The sequence below is a fragment of the Chryseobacterium sp. YR221 genome, from assembly GCF_900176315.1.
In the GTDB taxonomy this organism is placed as follows: Bacteria; Bacteroidota; Bacteroidia; order Flavobacteriales; family Weeksellaceae; genus Chryseobacterium; species Chryseobacterium rhizosphaerae.
The window spans coordinates 402532-426007 of sequence record NZ_FWXM01000002.1 but is presented as its reverse complement, the minus strand read 5'-3'; the positions used below and the strand labels follow the sequence as shown (position 1 = coordinate 426007).

22 protein-coding genes and 1 tRNA gene are annotated in these 23476 nt (G+C 35.8%); 16 read left to right on the top strand and 7 right to left on the bottom strand.

Annotation, left to right across the window (positions count from 1 at the left end; all coding sequences use genetic code 11):
- Positions 1-404: 404 nt before the first annotated feature.
- Positions 405-475: transfer RNA gene (locus B8967_RS06955), tRNA-Gln, on the bottom strand.
- Positions 476-731: 256 nt separating this feature from the next.
- Between B8967_RS06955 and der the strand changes: the two genes are divergently transcribed.
- Positions 732-2042 carry a ribosome biogenesis GTPase Der gene (der, locus tag B8967_RS06950; protein WP_047487968.1) on the top strand — a complete coding sequence of 437 codons (1311 nt, stop codon included), beginning with the start codon at positions 732-734 and terminating at the stop codon, positions 2040-2042.
- Positions 2043-2093: 51 nt separating this feature from the next.
- Here der and B8967_RS06945 read toward each other — a convergent pair whose 3' ends face one another.
- Both B8967_RS06945 and B8967_RS06940 read right to left on the bottom strand, forming a co-directional pair.
- Entirely contained in the window at positions 2094-2576 is a 483-nt protein-coding gene (locus B8967_RS06945) for a GNAT family N-acetyltransferase (RefSeq protein WP_084085390.1), read from the bottom strand.
- 80 nt (positions 2577-2656) lie between these two features.
- Positions 2657-6577 (bottom strand): Pls/PosA family non-ribosomal peptide synthetase, encoded by a 3921-nt coding sequence (locus B8967_RS06940; protein WP_084085389.1) that lies wholly within the window; start codon positions 6575-6577, stop codon positions 2657-2659.
- Positions 6578-6721: 144 nt separating this feature from the next.
- Here B8967_RS06940 and upp point away from each other — a divergent pair, with 144 nt between their 5' ends.
- The gene (gene upp, locus B8967_RS06935) at positions 6722-7372 is read left to right on the top strand and encodes a uracil phosphoribosyltransferase (protein WP_084085388.1); all 651 of its coding nucleotides are present in this window, start codon (positions 6722-6724) and stop codon (positions 7370-7372) included.
- A 1-nt stretch (position 7373) separates the two neighbouring features.
- Here upp and B8967_RS06930 read toward each other — a convergent pair whose 3' ends face one another.
- The 3 genes from B8967_RS06930 to B8967_RS06920 all read right to left on the bottom strand — a co-directional run bounded on the left by B8967_RS06930 (position 7374) and on the right by B8967_RS06920 (position 10394).
- Positions 7374-8060, bottom strand: coding sequence for an alpha/beta fold hydrolase (locus tag B8967_RS06930; protein WP_084085386.1), 687 nt, complete (start codon positions 8058-8060; stop codon positions 7374-7376).
- A 107-nt stretch (positions 8061-8167) separates the two neighbouring features.
- Positions 8168-8821 carry a ComF family protein gene (locus B8967_RS06925; protein WP_084085873.1) on the bottom strand — a complete coding sequence of 218 codons (654 nt, stop codon included), beginning with the start codon at positions 8819-8821 and terminating at the stop codon, positions 8168-8170.
- Positions 8822-8921: 100 nt separating this feature from the next.
- Positions 8922-10394 (bottom strand): helix-turn-helix domain-containing protein, encoded by a 1473-nt coding sequence (locus B8967_RS06920; RefSeq protein ID WP_084085384.1) that lies wholly within the window; start codon positions 10392-10394, stop codon positions 8922-8924.
- 126 nt (positions 10395-10520) lie between these two features.
- Here B8967_RS06920 and aceB point away from each other — a divergent pair, with 126 nt between their 5' ends.
- From aceB to B8967_RS06865, 11 genes are all read left to right on the top strand, one after another.
- The gene (gene aceB / locus B8967_RS06915) at positions 10521-12095 is read left to right on the top strand and encodes a malate synthase A (protein ID WP_084085382.1); all 1575 of its coding nucleotides are present in this window, start codon (positions 10521-10523) and stop codon (positions 12093-12095) included.
- Between the two features lie 139 nt (positions 12096-12234).
- A complete protein-coding gene (aceA, locus tag B8967_RS06910; protein WP_084085380.1) occupies positions 12235-13515 on the top strand; it encodes an isocitrate lyase in 1281 nt (426 codons plus the stop codon).
- Between the two features lie 132 nt (positions 13516-13647).
- Positions 13648-14217 (top strand): OmpH/Skp family outer membrane protein, encoded by a 570-nt coding sequence (locus B8967_RS06905; RefSeq protein ID WP_084085378.1) that lies wholly within the window; start codon positions 13648-13650, stop codon positions 14215-14217.
- 132 nt (positions 14218-14349) lie between these two features.
- The gene (locus B8967_RS06900; protein WP_084085376.1) at positions 14350-14733 is read left to right on the top strand and encodes an acyl-CoA thioesterase; all 384 of its coding nucleotides are present in this window, start codon (positions 14350-14352) and stop codon (positions 14731-14733) included.
- Between the two features lie 65 nt (positions 14734-14798).
- Positions 14799-15221, top strand: coding sequence for an SRPBCC domain-containing protein (locus B8967_RS06895; RefSeq protein ID WP_084085374.1), 423 nt, complete (start codon positions 14799-14801; stop codon positions 15219-15221).
- Between the two features lies 1 nt (position 15222).
- Positions 15223-15606, top strand: a complete 384-nt coding sequence (locus tag B8967_RS06890; RefSeq protein ID WP_084085372.1) for a hypothetical protein — start codon at positions 15223-15225, stop codon at positions 15604-15606.
- 92 nt (positions 15607-15698) lie between these two features.
- Positions 15699-17141, top strand: a complete 1443-nt coding sequence (locus B8967_RS06885; protein ID WP_084085370.1) for a serine hydrolase — start codon at positions 15699-15701, stop codon at positions 17139-17141.
- 70 nt (positions 17142-17211) lie between these two features.
- Positions 17212-17655: a 6-pyruvoyl trahydropterin synthase family protein gene (locus B8967_RS06880; protein ID WP_047488007.1), complete on the top strand. Its 444-nt coding sequence runs from the start codon at positions 17212-17214 to the stop codon at positions 17653-17655.
- Positions 17656-17682: 27 nt separating this feature from the next.
- Positions 17683-18453, top strand: coding sequence for a UDP-2,3-diacylglucosamine diphosphatase (locus tag B8967_RS06875; RefSeq protein ID WP_047488010.1), 771 nt, complete (start codon positions 17683-17685; stop codon positions 18451-18453).
- A gap of 199 nt (positions 18454-18652) precedes the next feature.
- Positions 18653-19639: a LuxE/PaaK family acyltransferase gene (locus tag B8967_RS06870; RefSeq protein WP_084085872.1), complete on the top strand. Its 987-nt coding sequence runs from the start codon at positions 18653-18655 to the stop codon at positions 19637-19639.
- Positions 19640-19820: 181 nt separating this feature from the next.
- The gene (locus B8967_RS06865) at positions 19821-20366 is read left to right on the top strand and encodes a hypothetical protein (RefSeq protein ID WP_084085368.1); all 546 of its coding nucleotides are present in this window, start codon (positions 19821-19823) and stop codon (positions 20364-20366) included.
- A 53-nt stretch (positions 20367-20419) separates the two neighbouring features.
- Here B8967_RS06865 and aqpZ read toward each other — a convergent pair whose 3' ends face one another.
- Entirely contained in the window at positions 20420-21136 is a 717-nt protein-coding gene (aqpZ, locus tag B8967_RS06860) for an aquaporin Z (protein WP_047488488.1), read from the bottom strand.
- Between the two features lie 221 nt (positions 21137-21357).
- Here aqpZ and B8967_RS06855 point away from each other — a divergent pair, with 221 nt between their 5' ends.
- From B8967_RS06855 to B8967_RS06845, 3 genes are all read left to right on the top strand, one after another.
- A complete protein-coding gene (locus B8967_RS06855) occupies positions 21358-21978 on the top strand; it encodes a DUF5715 family protein (protein WP_047488016.1) in 621 nt (206 codons plus the stop codon).
- Positions 21979-22043: 65 nt separating this feature from the next.
- The gene (locus B8967_RS06850) at positions 22044-22814 is read left to right on the top strand and encodes a hypothetical protein (RefSeq protein WP_228406064.1); all 771 of its coding nucleotides are present in this window, start codon (positions 22044-22046) and stop codon (positions 22812-22814) included.
- A gap of 13 nt (positions 22815-22827) precedes the next feature.
- The gene (locus tag B8967_RS06845; protein ID WP_047488021.1) at positions 22828-23451 is read left to right on the top strand and encodes a hypothetical protein; all 624 of its coding nucleotides are present in this window, start codon (positions 22828-22830) and stop codon (positions 23449-23451) included.
- Positions 23452-23476 lie beyond the last annotated feature (25 nt).

The following is a 23476-nucleotide window of genomic DNA, read 5'->3' as shown; positions in this document are numbered from 1 at the left end:
TCTAAAGCGGTCATTATTTTTTAGTACAGCATTATTTTCTATGCTAATAAAATTTTTCATGATATTTAATATTACCACTGATAATGAAAACATGAGTAATATGTAAAATAATTTATTTGAAATACTGGTATAAATCGTATTCAGATAAAATAATAATATCAGATTTAGGAGTAAAATGATGAGCAGCTTGGGTTTTATAGAAAATGCATTGTTATACTTCATGAAGAGGATGAAAGATATCGCTGCAAAAAATAAAGAGTATAATAATTTGATGATGAAATCCATTGAATAGATGATTGCTTTTAATACTGTTAAAAATGTATGAAGTTTGTATAAAATAGTTTCAATGCAATTGATTAAGAATGTATAAAAAACAAAAACCATCCTTAAAAAAGGATGGTTTGTAGACCCACAGGGATTCGAACCCCGACTGACGGTACCAAAAACCGGAGTGCTACCGTTACACTATAGGTCTGTTTCGATGCTGCGAAATTATAGAATTTATTTTAAATATAAAAATGAAATAAGGAGATAATACAAGACTTTCACCTGTCTTATGGGTTTACTGGCTGATATCCAAATAATTATTTTTGCGAAAAATTTTCGAAACAAGGGATGTTTTTAATACTAAATAATAAAATCTTATCTTTGCAAAAAATTGGGCTCTAAAAGTTGGAGTAACCCATTAATAACTTGTCCCGAGCATAGCAAGGGATTATTAAACATTTTTTATGTCGAATATTGTCGCAATCGTTGGGCGTCCCAACGTAGGAAAATCCACGCTTTTTAACCGTTTACTAGAGAGAAGAGAAGCTATTGTAGATTCTACAGCCGGTGTAACCAGAGACCGTCATTACGGAAAATCTGACTGGAATGGAGTAGACTTCACTGTAATTGATACCGGAGGATATGATGTAGGTACAGATGATATCTTTGAAGAGGAGATCCGTAAGCAGGTACAGCTGGCAGTAGATGAAGCGACTTCCATTATCTTTATGATGAACGTGGAAGAAGGGCTTACTGACACAGACTATGAAATTTTCCGTTTACTGAGAAGATCCAATAAACCTATTTATATTGTCATTAATAAAGTAGATTCATCTAAGGAAGAACTTCCTGCAACAGAATTCTATCAGTTAGGAATTGATAAATATTATACTCTTTCTTCTGCTACAGGTTCAGGAACAGGAGAATTGTTAGATGATATCGTTAAAGATTTCCCTACAACAGAATATAAAGATCCGTTTGAAGGATTGCCTAAAATCACTATTGCAGGTCGTCCTAACGTAGGAAAGTCTACAATGACCAACGCTTTACTGGATGTAGAAAGAAATATTGTAACCGATATTGCCGGAACTACAAGAGATAGTATCCAGACCTTATATAATAAATTCGGACATGAGTTTGTATTGGTAGATACTGCCGGTATGAGAAGAAAATCTAAGGTAAACGAAGATTTGGAATTCTATTCCGTAATGAGATCTATCCGTTCTATAGAATTTTCTGATGTTGTAATCATCATGGTAGATGCTACTCAGGGATGGGAATCCCAGGATATGAATATTTTCGGACTGGCTCAGAAAAACAGAAAGGGGATTGTTATTTTGGTAAACAAATGGGACTTGGTGGAAGACAAGCAAACCAATACAATGCGTGATTTCGAAAAAGCTATTAAAGATAGAATAGGACAGTTCCAGGATATTCCAATTCTATTTGTTTCTGCTTTAACGAAGCAAAGAATCTTAAAAGCGGTAGAAGTAGCAATGGAGGTGTATAATGACCGTAAGAAAAAGATTAAAACTTCAAAACTGAATGAGGTGATGCTTCCTATTTTTGAGCAAACTCCTCCTCCAGCCAATAAAGGAAAATATATTAAAATTAAATACTGTGTTCAGCTTCCTACGCCATCACCACAGTTTGTATTCTTCTGTAATCTTCCACAGTATGTGAAAGAACCATATAAAAGATTTGCTGAGAACCAATTGAGAAAAGAATTCGGGTTTACCGGAGTTCCTATTGAAGTGTATTTCAGACAAAAATAAAATGACTAATATTCATAAAAGGCTGGTAAGAAAACTTATCAGCCTTTTTATTTATAACCATTTCTCATATACCAACCTTACAGGTCGGTAGCCTTGTGAAGCTAGCCAATGTTGCATAGTCTCATTATTGCACAGTGTGAAGCGGTATATTTTTCTGATCTTATAGTTTGCATATGCATCTTCAAATGCCTTATTAAGTGCAGAATAAATACCCTGTTTCCTGTATTCTTTTTTGACATACCCCTCAGAGACATACAAATCATCTTCGTCTCCAAGTTCAAAATTGCTGTCGTCCTTTTCATCAATATAGCCAAATAGGAATCCTATGGCTTTTCCATCGGATTCTGCAATAAGAAAGGTACCATCATTTTCTTCTTCACATTCTGACATAAAACGAAGGTAGTTATCTCTGATTTGGCTCCAGTCAGCAGTTTTATCATTCATCTCTTTTTCAGAAATATGAAGTTCACCCACCAGCTCATCTACGATAGGCAGGTTTTCAGTAATTTTTATTTTTTTGATAGAATATTTCATAATAACATTTTTTTTCTAATAGAGGTTTCAATTAACCGAGGATTATAGACTCAATGGATAGCCTTCAATTCCCAGCTTAATTACTTTCCTCTCAACGGGCTTCCATACCATGAGGTATTATCGGAGAGAATTTCACCTTTCATAACAAGGGAAAGAGCATCAATATTCACATTATTTCCTATTTCACTATCATATAAGATAATGGTTCTTGAATTGATGGTGGTTTGACTTCCTATTTTTACGCTTCCAACTTTCATAATTCTGTCTTCAAAAAGATGAGTTTGAGGACCACAGTCTTCATTCAACATAGCCTCGTCTCCAATCGTTACCATATCAAATTCAGTAATATCAGTAGTATTGAGCCATACCTTTTTTCCGATTTTTACTCCCAGAAAACGCATGAAAAATGGTAACCACCATGTACCACGTAAAAAGTCTAAAAAAAATAGAACAGGAAGTGCCTCATAAATAGTGGTAATTCCCTCGCTTAACCATACTTTTAAACTGTACATTGGCATTTCAGTTTTTTTGTATTTTCCTATTAAAAGCCACTTGAGTAGTACTGTTAAGAAAAATGAAGGCAACGCAACAATTCCCAAATAGTAAAGTGGGGCTAACAAAAGAAGATAGTGGATTTTTCCTTCCAGATAAGGGCTGGTATAGGCAATGAATAAAACACTACAGATAATAACTATTGTTTGAGGAAGAATAATCCTTATACCTTCTACAACAGCTCTGGCTAGCTTTAAACGAAAAGTGGGATTGTAGGTAAGATTATCCTGAAATACATCAGATTTTTGTCTGGAAGGCATTCCTATAGGAGGAGATCCAAACCAGTCTTTTTCAGATGAATTTTCCATCTGCTCCTCAGATGGGGCTTTACTCAATACACCGATTAGCATATTGTCACCAAGCTCATATCCTTGGGGGATAAGCCCACTATTTCCAACAAAGCTGTTGTTTCCTATTATTGTTTTGGACAAAATTAATTTTTCATTTCTTACATCATGTTCTCCAAGAATAACAGCATCTGCAATGAATGAACCTTCACCAATTTCTAAAAGATGATGGGAAACATCGCTGGCTGTTGAAATTTCTGAATTTTTTCCCACTTTTGCACCCATCATTCTATAAAACTTACTAATATATATCGATGCAAAAAGAGGGTGTACTATAATTAATGAAAGATTGAAAATTTGATCCTTTATCCATTTTTTATAATACGTAAGACTGTAGACAGAATAAACACCAGGTTTCATATTGTATTGCAAAAACCTAGTTAATAAACTTACTACGCCAATAAATAATAAGATATAGATCGTGGAAAGTATAGGGGCCTGCCATAAATAATAAAAATTATAATCAGCAGCACGGTCATCCAGGTAGTAAAGCGTATAAAGAGTGGGAGCTAAAGGTAAAACAATAAGGAGAGGAAAGAAGAACAAGGAACAGATGTATATTATGGCAAATGTATTTCTTTTTTTTGCTGAAGCCAGTAGGGGGACATTAGTTTCCTTATCCGTTTTTAATCTTACTTTCTCAGCGGGACTGCCATTCCAAACCTCCCCAAATCCTATTTTTTTTCCTTCATTAAGGCAGCTAAGATCCTGTAATTCTCCAAATTCTTCAATGATTGTATCTCCACATACGATTACAGAGGAACCTAAATAAGCATGGGCTTTAATATGTACTTTTCTAATTCTTAAAATACCGTTTTCTACAGAAGCGTTGTCAATGCTGCAGCCGGAGCTAGTATTGACGTTGGCATCAATGGTTACAAGATCTTCCGCTGCAATAGGAAGAAGACTGAGTTGTGCACTTGGATGAGCTTTCACACCAAGCAGTTTGAGATATTTTGGATATAAAGGAGTTTCTACAATAAATTCAGAGGGCATAAGTCGTTTAATTGTTTTCCATAGCCACCATCTGAAATAATACCAGCCCCAAAGAGGATAATCCCCCTCTTTTATTTTTCCTATAATAAGCCATTTTGCCAGCACTATTATGGCTGAATACACTGGAGGGATTAAAGTGTACAGTAAAATAGCGCTTAATAAAGCATAATGCAACCCATAGCCGTTAAGCTGAAAATAATAATAACTTAAATAAGGAAAAAATATCTGAATACTGAATAAAGAAAAAACGAGAAGTAGACTTATGGTCTGGGCAATATTACAAGCAATATACTGTAATGTTGAAACTCTGTGAAAAGGCTCCTGCTGAGTTGTTTTCTGGAATTGTTTGTTTTTCAGAAATTCAGAATAAGCTGATAGAGGGCGATTTTCATAAATCTCCTTTAATGAAGCAGTAGGAAATCCTGCTTTTTGACGGAGGTGCGAAATGAATGTTGCAGCAAGCAAAGAATGCCCACCCAGATCTATAAAAAAATCCTGGCCTAAATTAATGTCTTTTCCAGGGAATACCCATTTCAGTGTTTGAAGAAGTCTATCCTCTACAGAGGCGTTCGAATCAATTTCAATATTTTCATTTTTTTTGTGAATAGTAAAATTTTCGGGAGTAGGAAGTCGTTTTCTATCAATCTTTCCACTAGGCATTCGTGGCATTTCTTTCATTTTGACAATCGAAATCGGGACCATATAAGGGGCCAGGAATTTAGCAAGTTCCTTTCTCATTCCATTTTCATCAAATGAAAGATCATGGCTCATTACAGCATACCCTACAAGCTGTCCCTGTCCATTGGAGTCCTCTTTTACGGCAACAGCTGCAGAAGAAACGTCCTGAAGCCGGTTCAAATGGGTTTCTATTTCACCAAGTTCGATTCTGTAACCTCGTAATTTGATCTGATCATCTATCCTTCCCTGGAAATCTATAAAACCATCTTCCCGTATAATAACGGCGTCTCCAGTTTTGTAAATTCTGTCTCCCGGAAGTTCCGGAAAAGGATTAAATAAAAATTTTTGTTCAGTAAGCTCCGGAAGATTAAAATAACCGTTACTTACTCCCGGGCCTGAAATAATCATTTCTCCGCGTTCTCCCCTTGGTAGAATGTTCATGTTTTCATCAACAACAGCTATATGATAGTTGGGCAAAGGAGGTCCAATTGTAAGATCCTCCTCGCTGTTTAATTTAACCATGTTGGAAGATACGGTTGTTTCTGTAGGACCATAGCTGTTGATAAATGTTCTATAGGAGGTTGCCCATTTTTCCTGTACCTGTTTAGTACAGGCCTCACCACCGGTATTGATGAGTCTGATAGTTGGTACTTCATCAATAATAGCGAGAATACTTGGAACAGCATGGAGAACGGTGATTTTATTTTCTGTTAAAGTATTGCTTAGCTCATCTATTGCCTTTACTGTAGTTGCATCCGCAATCCATATAGTGGCTCCTGCAAAAAGACTGATCCATACTTCTTCACACCACATATCAAAAGAAACTGAAAAACCTTGATAAACTATATCAGTGTCTTTTATTTCTATAAAATCCTGCTCAGATCTTATTAAATGGCATATATTGCTATGGGAAATAGGAATTCCCTTAGGGTTTCCCGTGCTTCCCGAAGTAAATAATACATAAGCCCAGTCATTTGGGGTATTCTGAATAGAGATTGAAGGAACTGCAGATTCAGGCTGAGATATGATACTTAAAGGTTGAGACCGGATGTACACATCCGCGTCAGAAAAATAAGACTTAACATTAATCTCTGTAAATACTTTCTTTACCCTGTCTTCAGGCATTTCTCGGTCTAAAGGAATATAAGAGGCCCCTGCCTTTAAAATTCCAAGTATAGCAACGGGAAGCTCGAGACTTCTTGGGTACCAAACTCCCACCCGGTCACCCGGCTGTACACCTTGTTTTTGTAGTTGTTCTGCAACGGCGTTGCTCCAGCTGTCTAATTCAGCGAAGGATAATTTTTGATCTTTAAATATAAATGCAGTTTTATCTTTATATTTTTCAAAAGTGGGAGTTAATAGCTCAGGCAGAGTTTCATGTTTTACAAACTCTGGATTATTTTTTCCTAAAATAAGGCTTTTCATCATTAAAAAAATTATAGTAATAAAGGTTTTGAGGAAACTATATAAATATACTTTATTTCTCCTCATCTTCAATTTATCAATTCGTTTTTTAGTTGTAATTTTGCAGGAATTAGTATCACTAACTGTAATTTAAAACTTAAGGTATTCATGCTTAGTATTTTATCACAAAACTTTTCTCTTGTAAATGAATGGATTAATGAACTTCGAAACGTGGAAGTTCAGCATGATCGGATGAGATTCCGAAGAAATATGGAAAGAATCGGAGAGATTGCAGCTTTCGAAATCAGCAAAGGGCTGGAGTACCGAGAAGTTGTAATCCAAACTCCTTTAGATACGATAAAAAGCAGAGAAATCGCGGTACAGCCGGTTATTACTACAATTTTACGAGCCGGAGTTCCATTGTTTGAAGGAATTCTGAGCTATTTAGACAGAGCAGATTGTGGTTTTGTAGCAGCGTACAGAAAGCACGATGCCAACGATTATTTCTCAATTAAGCAGGATTACCTGACTTGCCCAAGTATCGAAGGAAGACCCTTGATCGTAGCAGACCCAATGTTGGCAACAGGTGCTTCTTTAATTGAAGCTATTAAAGATCTACTGACTAACGGAAATCCCACCCAACTTCATATTGTAGCAGCAATTGCATCAAGACAAGGAGTAGAGACTGTGCAGAATGCCTATCCTGAAGCTCAGATTTGGGTGGGAGCCATTGACGAAAACTTAACTTCAAAAGGGTATATTACTCCGGGACTTGGAGATGCGGGTGATTTAAGCTACGGAGAAAAACTTCAAAGATAACTTAAGAAAGATTCCAAAAATCTTTTATAATATCCAATAACAAGGTTGGTCGTACTTTATCCATCGGGTGTTTTGTATCCGGAAGTACGGCCAATTTTGCATGGGGAAGGCTTCGGTAAACATGGATGCTCTCTTCGATGGTCACCATATTGTCTTTGTCTCCTACCATAATCTGGACTGGGAGGTTAATCCCGGCAAGATTGTCTTTTAATGGTGTCTTTTTCCCTAAATCAACCATTAAATCAGCAACCGCTGGAAGTAGTTTTTTCCATTTCTGACCATGTTGAGCTTCTAAGAGTTGTGCATATTTCGGAACTTTATGAAGAATAACTTCAGGATTCAGCATTTTACTTTCTTTTACAGCCTGCTCTTCAGTCCAGTCAAATTTCGTCCCCAAAGTGATGATTGAATTGACATTCTCGGGTGTTTTCATAGCATAACAAAGGGCAACATAACCTCCCATGCTGTGTCCGAAAAGATATACATCTGCCAGATTGTTACTGTTGCAATATTCTTCTAATTCCTGAGTATATTTTTCAATACTGATACCTTCGGCAGGAAGTATTGTACTTCCGTGTCCTGAAAATAAAGGAGTATGAATGGTAAAATACTGAGATAACTGCTCCACATAAGGATGGAAAAGATCACTGTGACCTAGCGCGCCGTGCAGTAAAATAAGATGAGGCATGATGATATAGTTTTCCGGAAAATTAAGAAAAAGAATTTGAGGACGAAAGAAGTTTGAAAAATTTCAGGAGGAGAGCCTGGAAACTTGTCATCAGTAAACTTCAATTATTAAATATCTACGGCCATGATCAGCACACTTATTTTATTATCACCGGCTTTTAAAATTTCCCATGCAATAGATGAAACGGTGTTTCCTGTTGTAAAAACATCATCAATAAGTAAAATGTGTTTTCCTGTTACCGCTGTATTGAGTGAAAATGTATTGACAGATTCAAGACGGTGCTTCTTGTCCTTCAGGGCCTGGGCTTTTGAATAATGATTTCTTTTAATCAGGGTATGCTCAAATGGTATTTTATAAAAGCCGGATAGGGTTTCTGTGAAGAGATGCAGCTGATTGTAACCTCTTTCCCGCAGTTTTTTTGGATGTAAAGGAACGCTTACCATCAGGTCAGGTTTTGCATCTTTAAAATCCAGGCGCTCTATAGTCCATTCTGCCAGAATTTTTCCTGTTTTTTCCCTGCTTCTGTATTTGAGCTCATGGATGATTTTTCTGCTTACCCCTTCTTCTTCAAATTGTATCAAAGCATAAGTATGCTCAACGGGGAAGAGTAGCCTGCATTTTTCTTTGATAAGATTATTTCCAAAATAATCATAATGGGTGAAATGAATCTGGTTAAAACATAAGTCGCAGACCAAAAGATCAGGTTCAATAATCCTGTTGCAGTGGATGCATCGGTTAGGGAATAATAAATCAAGCATCATCGGGGTGTTTTTAGCTAAGTTAGGAAATTGTTTTTTCACTAAATAACCATTTTTAAACTATTCACTCTCCTAAACTTCCATATCCTCCAGGTCTCAGTCTCTAAAACTCTTTCCTGATCTTTTCAATAGCATTTTTCATACTGAGATTAAAGTGTTCCTTTTCCAGGCGCACAGGAGGCGCTTGTCTTACTTCACAATCCGGAATACTGCAGGATTCACAGGTTACTCCCACGTTGATGGTTTTTAAAGATGGAGATTTTATAAAGCTTATTTTTTTTATAGTCTGAGGGTTCAATAAGATACCGAGGCAGTAGCTTCTGTTGCTTCCGTCAGAAAAAGGATTTTTTTGAGAAGTTGAGATAACCAGATAGCTTATCCCCTGATCTTTATAATGGGAGATTTGAGCATCTGTCAACGTTTCATTTTCCTTTAAATGATGCAGGTTTTTCACTGCAATCCATCTTTTGCAGTAATGTTCATGCATAGCATTGGCATGGGGAGCCTGTTGGTGGTTGAGGTGCAGCTCTTTTAAAATCTGTATTTTATCAGAATCTTTCTTCTTTACCAGACATAAGTAAAACAAGTCCTTGATCCCCATTTCAGCGGAAAGAATATTGGTTAACCTGTAATAGAAGGTTTCCGGGGAGTTGGTAAAGCTGTTGATAAGATTCTCAAAATTTGTAGGTTCCCATTTATTTTGCTTAAAAAAATCTGACGTTTTTTCAATGACAGGGTCTTTAGATATTAATAAAGCTCCGGCGAAATAAGACGCATAAAAATTATTAAGAATTTCTTCAAAACTTCCGAAATCAAGCCATGAATAAGTATTTGGACGAACCCTTAAGTCCAGTACATTGAAGGCTATTTCTTTAGCAAGAATGAATGTTTTCTGATCTTTTTCAAGTTTTTTGTTGAGGAGCAATAATTTTTTTTCAGGCACAAATAAAGACCGGAGATTATCCAGGGTTCCATACTGTTCGAAATCTTCAGATTGAATTTGATAACTGAATTTTTCCACGAGAATATTTTCCAGGGCTTCAGCCTTTAGATTTTTATCAATATACAATTGATTTTCTTGAGTAAATAAATTGACTTTTTCTTCTATGTCCGGGAAATAATTATCATACAACTCTTGAAAAGACCTCAATACGGCAAAATAAAACCTTTCTTTTCCTAAATTATAGTTTTGGGAAATTTCAATCAGGGCATTGATAAAAGCAGTTACTTTTTTAGGAGCATCACTGATAATACTGATAAGATTATTTTTATTGATCCCAAACAATTCCAGGGGAACCTCTTTGAAAAAATCAGATTGCAGTATTTCATTGAATGGTGCTAAGCTTTTATCCAGTTTTGTGGATACCAGATCATCAAAAGTACAGTTCAAGGCATCAGAAAGCTGGATGATTTTATCGTGTTTAGGATATTTTTTTCCGTTTTCAATTTCGTTGAGGTAAGATTTTGATAATCCGGTTTTTACTGCAAGATCCTGCAGAGACCAATTTTTCTTTTGTCTCTGTTGCTTCAGCTTTAGCCCGAAAACTGTTTTGATAAAGTCACTTTCTGGATTCATTACTCAAATATAAATAATTGAATGCGATTATTCGCATAATAATTTTTAAAATAAATTAGCGAACGTTCGCTGATTGTGAAAATTTTTATTTATGTTTGTAACATCAAATCACAAAATCAACAAGTTATGGAAACGCAGGCTCAATTAAAAATAAAGACTCAGAAGCAGTTTGAAGAAATTTTAACTCCGGATTTGTTGGACTTTCTGACAGCACTTCATCAAAATTTTAATGATAAAAGACTGGAACTTTTAAAAGAAAGGAAAAAAACTCAGCAGGAATTCGACAAAAGTGTTCTTCCAAAATTTTTATATGAGACAGAAGAGATCAGAAATGGAAACTGGACTTGCGCATCATTACCGGAGGATTTGCTGGACCGAAGAGTAGAAATTACAGGACCGGTTGATCGGAAAATGATTATCAATGCATTGAATTCCGGAGCTCATACATTTATGGCTGATTTTGAAGACAGCAGCTCGCCAACATGGGAAAACTGCATCGAAGGCCAAATTAATCTTTCCGATGCGGTGAGCAGAAAAATTGATTTTACCAATGAAAATGGAAAGGCGTATAAGCTGAATGAGAAAACTGCTGTTTTATTGGTTCGCCCCCGTGGCTTGCACCTGCCAGAAAAGCATATTGAGATCAATGGAGAAGAAGCATCAGGCTCACTGACTGATTTTGGTATTTATTTTTTCAGAAATGTAAAGAATCTTTTGGAAAAAGGAAGTGGTCCTTACTTTTATCTTCCAAAGCTGGAGCATTATAAAGAAGCCCGTTGGTGGAATGATGTTTTTGTATTCGCCCAGAATTATCTGGAAATTCCTCAGGGAACGATTAAAGCAACTGTTCTGATTGAAACAATCACAGCTTCCTTCCAGATTGATGAAATTCTATATGAGCTAAAAGAGCACAGCGCAGGTCTGAACTGTGGAAGATGGGATTATATTTTTTCCTATATCAAGAAACTAAGAAACCTTCCTGAGTTTATTGTTCCGGATAGAGATCAGGTAACAATGACGTCTCCTTTTATGAGTGCCTACTCAAAAAGGGTTATTGAAATATGTCATAAAAGAAATGTTCATGCCATTGGAGGAATGGCTGCTCAGATTCCGGTAAAAGATGATGATGAAGCCAATAGAATTGCTTTTGAAAAAGTAAGAAGCGATAAAGAACGTGAAGTAAAGAACGGACACGATGGAACCTGGGTAGCACACCCTGCATTGGTTACGGTGGCAAAAGAGATTTTTGATCAGTATATGCCTGAAAAGAATCAGATTGATAAAAAATTTGAATACCATATCAAAGAAACAGACCTGCTGGAAATTCCTAAAGGAGAAATAACAGAAAAAGGGGTCAGAAAAAATATCAATGTAGGAATTCTTTACCTTGAAAGCTGGCTAATGGGAACCGGTGCAGCAGCCATATACAATCTGATGGAAGACGCGGCTACCGCGGAAATTTCCAGAACCCAGATTTGGCAATGGTTGAAAAATGAAGCTGTTTTAAGCGGTGACAGAACATTGACCCGAAGTATGGTCCTGCAATGGGAAACCGAAGAAATGGAGAATATTGAAAACTATGTGGGAGAAAACCGTTTCAAAACCGGAAAATTTAATCTGGCCAAAGAACTTTTCAATGAATTGATTTTCTCAGAAAACTTTGAAGAATTTTTAACCTTAAAAGCATATCCTTTTATTTAGTTTGAGGGCAAGAGCGTGAGAGCGTTGTAGTGATACACTTAAATGAGTGTAACTTATCAACTATCAAGCATATTCAAGACTCTCGCTCCTATTACCCGAGTACTCATCCCTAACCCAAAATTAACAAAATCCAAATATTATGAAATCTAAACAAGAACAAATCCAGGCTATAGAGCAAGATTGGCTAACAAACCCACGTTGGAACGGAGTAAAAAGACCTTATACTGCTGAAGAAGTTTTAAAACTCAGAGGCTCTTATAAGATTGATTATACCATTGCGACAGAAATGTCTAAAAAATTCTGGGATAAATTAAATAACCAGGATTATATTGCCGGTCTAGGGGCCCTTACAGGTAACCAGGCGGTTCAGGAAGTGGATGCCGGGCTGGAAGCGATTTATCTTTCTGGCTGGCAGGTAGCAGCAGATGCTAACTTATCAGGAGAAATGTATCCGGACCAGTCTTTATACCCTGCTAATTCAGTACCTTCTGTGGTGAAGAAAATAAATAATGCTTTATTAAGAGCAGATCAGGTACAGTCTGTAAGCGGAAACGGAGATAAAGAATATCTTGTTCCTATCATTGCGGATGCAGAAGCCGGTTTTGGAGGAAATCTAAATGCCTTTGAATTGATGAAGCAAATGATCGAAGCAGGAGCTGCAGGAGTTCATTTTGAAGATCAGCTTTCTTCAGCTAAAAAATGCGGACACTTGGGAGGAAAAGTACTGGTTCCTACACAGGAAGCTATTAACAAGTTGATTGCTGCACGTCTTGCTGCAGATGTTTTAGGGGTGCCAAGCCTTATCATTGCGAGAACAGATGCTGATGCAGCTGACTTATTAACATCAGATATTGATGACAGAGATAAAAAATTCGTCACAGGAGAAAGAACCTCTGAAGGGTTTTATGTGGTAAGAAATGGTGTAGAACAGGGTATAGACAGAGGACTGTCCTATGCACCTTATGCGGATTTAATCTGGATGGAAACTTCAAATCCGGATTTGGAACAGGCAAGAAAATTTGCTGAAGGAATTCATGCAAAATTCCCTGGAAAGATGTTGGCTTACAACTGTTCACCTTCATTCAACTGGGCAGCAAAGCTAAACGTTGAGGAGATGTCTAGTTTCCGTGAAGAACTGGCAAAATTGGGATATAAATTCCAGTTTATCACACTGGCAGGATTCCATGCCCTGAATACAGCAATGTTTGAATTGGCCTTAGCTTACAAAGAAAGAGGAATGGCCGGATATTCAGAACTTCAGGAGCGTGAGTTTGCACTGCAACAAAAAGGATTCAGAGCGGTGAAGCACCAGTCTTTTGTAGGAACAGGCTATTTTGATGAAGTACAGAATGTTGTGACAAACGGTTCTTCAGCTACCGTAGCTATGAAAGATTCTACAGAAACGGCTCAGTTTCATTAGTCATTTTTTCCATATTTTTTGATACTAAACCTTCTCATTTCCGGGAAGGTTTTTTATTCTTAGAAGTCTGAAGATAACTAATAAAAATTTGGATTATATTTGAAGTCGAAAAAAAACAATTTTTTAAACAAAATGAATTTAATTAAAGCCCTTTTTATTACAGCAGGATTAGCGCTTAGCGCAAATACTGTACATGCTCAGCAAAAAATAGGTAGCGTAAATACTGATGAAGTTTTCTCAAGCTTACCTGAGGTAAAAACGATAAGTGCAACGATTGATAACCTTACTAAAACCAAGCAAGCTGAAGTTGAAAAGTTAATCGGTGACTATCAAGCTAAACTGAAAGTAGCACAAGATAAAGAAAAAACATTGACGGAAGCGAATAAAGAATCAGTGACTAAGGAACTGATGGCAGCGCAGACTGAATTAGATGTTTTAGGAAAAAAAGTAGAAACAGCAAGAACGCAAGCCGGTAAGGAGATTTCAGCAAAACAAAATGAACTGTTGGTTCCATTACAGCAAAAAGTACGTGGAGCTATTTTAGCAGTAGCAAAAGAAAAAAGTCTGAACTTTGTATTTGATACAGCTTCACAGGGTAACAACAATCTTATCTACACAGATGGGAGTGAGGATATTACTGATAGTGTAAAAGCTAAATTAGGCGGGACAGCAACAACTTCTAAGCCTGCAGCAAAAAAATAATCATTTTAACAGATTAAATATTCTAAAAACGGAATTGGATTACCATCTGATTCCGTTTTTTTATCAGTTTATAGCAGAAGGAGCAACTCTGTTTTATTTTTAATATTATAATTTTGAGTAAATTTCAGAGAGATGAGCTTAGTATATCAAAAAGAAATAAAAGTAACGGAAGAACATATTGATCAGAATCAGCATGTCAATAACGTCCAGTATGTACATTGGGTGGAAGAAATAGCTGCCGAACACTGGGATTTTTTGAAACATAAAACAGAATATGAAAATGATGCCTGGATGCTTTTGGATCACCATATTCAATATAAAAAACAGGCCTATCTGAATGATCATATTATCATAAAAACCTATCCTCTGCCTCCTGAAGGAGCTAAACAACCGAGAAAAGTTGAATTTTACTGTAATGACAAGCTTTTGGTGGACTCAAGTACACTTTGGGTTTTATTTGATCCTGAAACAAAAAAGATTAAACGGTTGGAGACTAACTGGCTGGAGAAATTTTAAATAATAACATACAGTAGCAGATAAAGCTAAAAACAATATATAATCATTCTGAAAAACCGATGCATATGGCAACAAATATTTCAACAATAGTGATCAATGCGTCCAAGCAAAAAGTTTGGGATACTTTGACAATACCTGAGTTGGTAAAACAATGGCAATACGGAAGCAATCTACTCACAGATTGGATCGTAGGAAGTGCTATTGAGTTTATAGCAGAGTGGGAAGGGAATGTATTTAAACAATGGGGAACCGTTTTGACCTTTATTCCAACGGACAGTTTAAGTTATAACCTGTTTGCCCCCAGACCGGACCTTGAGGATAAACCTGAGAATTATTTTGTGATGAAATATATTCTGACCGATCTTGGCGGAAAAACGAAACTTGAAATCATACAGGAAGATAACAGATCTAACGCAATACAGGAAGAGCCACAAGGTGGAGAGAATCCGGTTCTTCAGGGATTGAAAAATATTGCGGAAACAACTTGAGATGAAACGTAAATTAAGAAAAATACTTATCCACAATATGGAGTATCTATATTCTGTCACAAATAAATATCATGCAGGTACGGAAACCAATACTTTAACGGTGAAAATATTTTTAAGCGGACAGAAGCAGACGCCCTTACTCATTGAATTTCTTACTTCTGATGATTATTTCATGGGACAGCCCTTAAATTCTGGAATCAATTTGATGAATACAGTAAGAGATTCCATAGAAAACATCAATATACATGAGCCTAAATATATTCAACAACTTATTGTAAAGGGAAGGGAAAAGGGTTGGAGTGGAAAGAATAAGATGGAAAAACAAAATGGGTTGGATTATTTATCCGAGCTGGGATATGAAATTGATTCATTGAAACCTAAATAAAATATGCTTGAACACTTATTACAATAAAAGTTAAAAATCTTTGTAACATAATAAAGCCTGTGGTTGTCTTATCAACGATAGATCAACAAATAATGAAGAAATCCGTTTTAGCAGCTATATTTTTTAATGTATCCATTTTAGGATTCAGTCAGACCGCAGAACAGTCAAAAGCAATTGACAGCTATATAAAAAATGTTATTCAAATCAATGAAATTCCCGGAATGGCCGTAGGAATTGTAAAAAATGATAAAGTAACATTCCAGCAGTACTATGGGCGTGAGAACCTGGAAACTGATAAAAAAGTGAGTTCTAAGTCCATGTTCAGGGTGTATTCCAATACAAAATTAATTACCAATGTTGGTCTTTTTAAACTTATTGAAGAAGGAAAGGTATCGCTGGATGATAAGATTTCAAAGTATATAGACAACCTGCCGAAAAACTGGCAAAACATACAGGTGAAAAATCTTCTTTCTCATTCTTCAGGACTTCCGGATATGTTAGATGCGAAAGATCTTCCCGAAAAAGCGACCTTTAATGAAGTTATTAAACGCTTGTCAAATGAAAAAATAGAATTTGAAGCTGGAGATCATTATCGGTATAATCAGACAAATTATATGTTGATTAGTATGATTATTGAAAAACTGACAGGAAAAACTTTCGAAGAGTATAGCCTGGAAAATCAATTTCCGGAATCCAGAAATCAGGTCGTTTTTTCTTCTAATTCTGTTGAAGAAATCCCTAATAGAGTGGGGAAATATAATTATAATCCTGAGAAGAAACTGTATGAAAAGCTAACTGAGGTTGGTGGCTTGAGAGCCCATTCTGCCAATGGACTGGCGGTTACCCTTCCTGCTTTTTTACAGTGGAGCATCCATTTCAGCAAAAATGATTTCCTGAAACCCGAAACTAAAAAGATGATGTGGAAACCGTTTAATTATAAAAATAATGACTGGGAATTCGGCCATGGTTGGGAAATTACAGATAACAATAATACAAAGTCATATGGATTCTCAGGCGGAAACGTAAGTGCTTATAGTATTTTTCCAGATAACAATATGGCTGTTGTCGTCATGTATAACGCGAATAAAGGATTTCCTGTAATGTATCAAATGATTAATCATATTGCCGGAATTATGGATAAACGTCTAATGAATCCGTATGCATTAGTAGAAGAAATGACCATAGCTGAACCTTTTGTACATCCTGACCTTAAGAAAGAAATATATGGATACAGAACAGAAAATGACAAAGTGATTTTTTCTTATCAATATCCTGAAAATCTAAGTACTGAGTTTATCAAGACTGTTTCAGTAGCAGGTTCATTTAATGACTGGAACAGTGAAAATAAATCTTATCAGCTGACTCTTAAAAAGAACAATACTTTTGAACTGGCAGTACCAAAATCACAGTTTGAAAAAGGAAAAACATATGGTTTTAAATTCGTGATGAACAAAAGTGGCTGGCTGACTATTCCTTACAACGCAATCAATACAGACGGATCCAGAGACAATAATTTAACCTTAAGAATTGATTAAAAGATTAGTTTAATACCTGTAATAGAAACAGTCTCTTCTGTGTTTAGCTGTTTTGTCATATCTTTGCACTATGATACGTATAACAAAAATTTTTACATTCGAAACAGCTCACGTACTGTACAACTACGATGGGAAGTGTAAAAATATGCACGGACATTCCTATAAACTGTTTGTAACGGTAAAAGGAAGACCTATTAATGATATTGAAAACCCTAAGAATGGGATGGTGGTGGATTTTGGAGATATCAAAAGTATCGTAAAATCTGAAATTGTAGATGTATGGGATCATTCCGTTTTGGTGAATGCCTTGTCTCCTCACAAAGAATTGGGAGATGACCTTGAGCAGAAGGGACACAAAGTAATCTACTGCAGTTTCCAACCGACCTGTGAAAATATGCTGTATGCTATTGCTGCAAAAGTAAAATCAAAACTTCCTGAAGGAATTTCTCTGGCTTATCTTAAACTTCATGAGACCGAAAACTCTTATGGAGAGTGGTTTGCAGAAGATAATTAATAATTCATTTCCAATAAAGTTCAGACAGTGTTAAAAACAACAATTAATTTAGAACCTGGAAAAAAGGTGTATTTCGCTTCAGATCAGCATTTTGGGGCTCCTACTCCTAAAGAGAGCCGGATCCGTGAAGAGAAATTTATACGTTGGATGAATGAGATCAAAGAAGATGCTCAGGTTTTATTTTTAATGGGAGATCTTTTTGATTTCTGGCATGAATGGAAACATGTTGTTCCCAAAGGATATGTACGTGTTCTGGGTAAAATTGCTGAACTGAAAGACCGGGGAATCCACATTTATTTTTTTGTGGGAAACCATGATCTTTGGATGAAAGATTATCTGGAAGAGGAAATAGGATGTACTGTTTTTTATCAGAAACAATATTTTGAAATGGGCGGGAAGCAGTTTTTGCTGGCTCATGGAGATGGACTGGGACCGGGAGATAAAGGATATAAAAGAATGAAGAAGCTGTTCACAAATCCGGTGGCACAATGGTTTTTCAAATGGCTGCATCCCGATATTGCTATGAAAGTGGCTTTGTATCTTTCCCAAAAGAACAAAATGATTTCCGGAGAAGAGGATAAAGCATTTTTAGGTGAAGACAAAGAATTTTTGATCATCTATTCCAAAGAAAAGCTGAAGACCGAAAAGATAGACTATTTCATTTATGGGCATCGTCATCTTCCTATGGTGCTGGATCTGGAGCAGAATTCAAAATATATCAACCTTGGTGATTGGATTTCCTACTTTACTTACGGAGTTTTCGAAAAAGATTTTGAACTCAAGGTTTTTGAGAAATAAAAACAAAAAAAATTGCCCCTAAAAGAGACAATTTTCGAATGAACCTAAGCGCATTCTTGTTTTTAATCCATATTCCGAAAAAGTAATTGCAAGAATTTTACCAAAGTTTAATTTTGCAGTAAAAAATATTAAATAAAAAATATTCTTTCTTGAAATTCACTGTATTGAAGGGATGGGAGGTGTAAAAAAGATTTATCAATTGAAAAATATATTCAACATACAAACAGAACAGGATTTTGTAGATGCATCATTGGAAACATTTCGTTATCAGTATGAAAATGTTGAGATATATAGAAAGTTTGTCAACTTTTTAAAAGTGAATCCTGATGAGGTAGACAGCGTATTGAAGATCCCTTTTCTGCCTATAGAAATGTTCAAAAACCATCAGATTCTGGATAAGAATGTCTCTGCAGATTTATATTTTCAGAGCTCAGGAACCACCCAGATGAATCTGTCTAAACATTTCATTGCCGATCAGAATTTATATGAAGAAAGTATTTATAAAAGTTTCGAACAGTTTATAGGTAAGCCGGAAGATTTTATTTTTCTGGGGTTACTACCAAGCTATTTGGAAAAACAAAATTCATCATTAATTTATATGGTGGATTATTTGATGAAAAAATCGGGAAAACCGGAAAACGGATATTTCCTTTACAATCACGCAGACCTTTTTGACCTTTTAAACCAATTGAAAGATCAAAAAGTCATTCTCTTTGGAGTTTCTTTTGCCTTGTTGGATTTTTTAGATTATTGTCAATCGAATCCCAATAATAAATCTCTAAGTTTTCTTGAAAATTTAGTGGTTATAGAAACCGGAGGAATGAAGGGCCGAAAAGAAGAGATGACAAAAGATGAGCTTTTGCTCATTTTACAGGAAGGTTTTAATACCCATAAAATATATTCTGAATATTCGATGACGGAACTGCTTTCACAAGCGTACTCTCTTGGAAATAATGAATATCAATGTCCGAACTGGATGAGGATTATGGTCAGAAATGCAGAAGACCCGCTGTCTTACGAAAAAGAAGGAAGAACAGGGGCTATTAATATTATAGACCTTGCCAATACCCATTCCTGTTCTTTTATTGCTGCTCAGGATCTGGGGAAAATAAATGGCGATAAATTTCAGGTGCTGGGAAGAATAGACCACTCTGATATCAGAGGCTGCAGCTTGCTGGTAAGTTGAAAGTTGAAAACTATGCAGGTGTGCGATTTGTGGTCCCTGAGATTTGAAGCATTAAATTAAACATTGGACCTTAAGATTATACACTTCTCAACAGCTTGAAGTCTCCTGTCTCTAATCTCTAAGTCTCTGTCTTCTGACCCAATACATTGTACTTTGTACCTTTTACATTATTATAAATACCATGATCAAAATAGAAGAACTTGTACATGCCTATATTCACTCTCACTGTGATTTTGAAAAAGAGCTCGTTCTGACTAATTATTTTCAGGCAGATTGGGAAGCAGATATTCTGATTATAGATGCGGAAGGATGTAGCCATGAAATTGAAATCAAACTTTCTAAAAGTGACTTTAAAAATGATTTCAAAAAATCATATATCAATAAAGAAACCGGTGAAAAATTTCTGAAGCACGATAAAATTTCTTGTGGCGACTATATCTGTAATACTTTCAGTTTTCTGTTGCCTATGGGAATGGTAGACGCTAACCTTATTCCCGAACACTGCGGAATTATTGAGTTTTATCATAATGTGGATACCTGGGAAACCGAATTTTATCCAATCCGCTCTGCTAAAAAACTGCATGAAGATTCCTACTGGAGCCTGAATGATAAAGATCTTTTTATCAGGAAAATGGCTCTCAATCTTCTTCAGCGTAAAATGGAGATTAAAGGAAAGCACGAAGAACTTATTTTTAAAAATCCTTTTGATATTAAAAAGACGAAATAAAAAATCCTGCCAGCCGGCAGGATTTTTTATTTCGTTATAAATTGAGATTCTTATTAATCTGTTATTTCTGCAGTATCTCTCTGAAGTAAGAACTTGTAGATCAATCCACCTACAATTCCTCCCAGGATAGGAGCTACCCAGAACAGCCAAAGCTGTGACATGGCAAGTCCGCCCGCAAAAACTGCCTGCGAAAGGGATCTTGCAGGGTTTACTGACGTATTGGTGATTGGAATAGAGATTAAATGGATTAAAGTAAGGGCAAGACCAATAGCAAGACCTGCAAATTTACCATTTGCCCATTTATCCGTTGCTCCCATGATAACAATAAGGAAAAAGGCTGTTAATAAAAATTCAGCAAGGAATGCTGCTCCCATACTGAATGCCTTTCCGTTGTAAACGGCTTCACCATAGAAGTTTGTGGCAAAATCACCCGGTTTTGAAAAATCTACCGCTCCGGCACCGTTAAGGATAGTGTATAAACATCCGGCTGCTACAAGTGCTCCTAAACACTGTGCTACAATATAAGGGATCAGGTCTTTGGCAGAAAATCTTCCTCCAGCTAGAAGCCCGAAAGAAACTGCCGGGTTGAAATGCCCTCCGGAAATATGACCTACAGCGTAAGCCATTGTAAGGACAGTAAGACCAAAGGCTAAAGCAACTCCTAAAAGTCCTATACCAATATCGGGAACTCCGGCGGCAAAAACTGCGCTTCCACAACCTCCGAAAACAAGCCAAAATGTGCCGAAAAATTCAGCAAAAAGTTTTTTTATCATGTTGTTTATTTTTAAAATGTATCTCAAATGTAAAATTTATATCTTAAAGTAAAAAGTTAAAACTGAAAAAATATTTCAAAAATAGGAGAACAAAAATTGTAAATTCAATAATTTGGTTTAAAGTTTGTTTGGGATTTATTTATATAGTACTATCATCGGAATGAAAGATATAACATAAACATTTTATCTTTCATTCAGTAAATCTAAAAGTGGAGTTAATGAAAAAGTTTCTTTGTGTGGTCTTTGTACCTTTTATTTATAATCTACAGTATGCGCAGGTGGCCAAAAATACAATGCGTGACTTTAAAGGGATCAAGTTTATAAATATTGAACCGACTGCTCTTTATAAGCCTCATATTGATGCTTCAAAAAGTTTTGGAGTACAGCTGCTGAAAGATTCTAAAACAGTACAGAAATACATTAATAACGGAAAGTTCCATAAAATAAAAAAATCAGGGAAAGGGTATCATGTTCAGAAGCTTGATCACAGCAGACCCTGGATGGTATCTAAAGCAAAGGCAACATTAGAAAAAATGGGTACAAAGTTTAGCAAAGATACAAAGGGTGGAACATTTACCGTTTCCTCCATTACCCGAACACTTGAAGATCAAAACAGGTTAAGAAGAGTCAATTCTAATGCTTCGCTGGGGATCAGCTCCCACAATTATGGAAATTCTTTCGATATCTCCTACATACGATTCAATAATGTCCTGAAATATAACCCAAAAATGGAGGTGGCATTAGAGAAAGTTTTAAAGTATTATACTAATGCTGGTAGAATTTATTACATCAAAGAGAAGCAACAGCGTTGTTATCATATTACAGTGAGAAATTATTAATTAAAATTCTTACTTGCATAGCATGTGTAGTTTGTATATTTTTATACAACTTAAAAACTATGATTATGACAACATTAAACAGCGAAGATTTCATGCTCTCTAAAGAGGAATGCAAAACAGCTATGGATCAGTGGAGTTTACTTCTTTCCAATTTTCCAGAGGTTAAAAAATTAATTCCTGCCAATTATATTTTTGAAATAAACAAAGGGCATCTGGATTGGATGAGAGGTAACAGCGAATATCCGGAATTCTGTGCTGGTGTAGGGGTTTACAAAGAAAACCTGATCATTATTTTATATCCCATGGATGAAAACGGATTAAGAAGAAATATGGAAGAATATCCGTGCAGTCTTCTTTGCCCGCTTGCCTATGATTTGAAACTGCAGGAAATACAGCAGTATACAGTTGTTAAAAATGCTCTTCTCTCTAAAGACCTTCAAAATATTGATAAGAATGCAGATATGTCTTTCCCTATCTCCAGCAAACCGGTCCTTGAACAGGATAAAGCAATAGAAGCTATTGAAAGATGGAGAAATGAAGGGATGGATTGGTTTTATCAGGAATGTACAGTATACAAAGGAACGAGAATCTTTACTAAGTTCTATGTTCCTACAGAAGATTTATGTCTTTCAAACAAAAACTTAACCAGAATAGTGTGTTCATTCGGATTAAGATACAGTGATATCTATGGTAGAATGCTGGTTACGCTGATTTTTATTTCTTTCCTTGAAAACCTGGAAAGCAATAATACAGGAAGCAGTGCAATAACTGAAGCCAATACATACGATTGGGCAAAACCTTGTCCTCCTATTTGCCGTATACCGGACGCAATATAATTATAACTAAGGAATGGCTGATTTTTATAAGGCAATTTTATTCCTGAACTATGGTCTTCTTCTATCAGTGATATTGTTAGGAGCAGGAAAATACCGCATATTAAATAATAAAGAGAAGCAATATTTTCACTGTATTGCTTTTCTTTTTTTTATTGAGCTGCTGAATCTTATCCTGCCTTATATTTTCAATCTCAATGATACATCATTTCTCTATCCTCTTTATATTGCCGGGGAGTTCTTTTTGCTGTCAGTTTTATTTATCAGAAAATTAGATTGGCCCAAATATTTTCTGGGGCTCGTTGCATTAGTGGCTGCCGGATTTATGATTTCAAAATATGGGTTTAATTACCCTTTCAATGCAGATATAGCTAAAGTAGTTTCTAATATTATAATCATCTGTCTTTCCGGATTTACATTGATCCGGGAAATAAAAGATACTTCTGCACAAAACCGTTTTCTTTTGACAGATGCCAGTATTTTTTTCTATTACTCTGTTTCGGTATTTATTTTTATTGTTCAGCATCAGATAGCTAACCTGTCAGAGGACGATTATTATATTATTTTTAGTGCAAACAATATCCTGTCCGGGATTTTGTACTGTTCATTTTTATATACCTTCATCAAATTAAAGAAGTAAGTTTAAATATTAACCTGTTAATCCT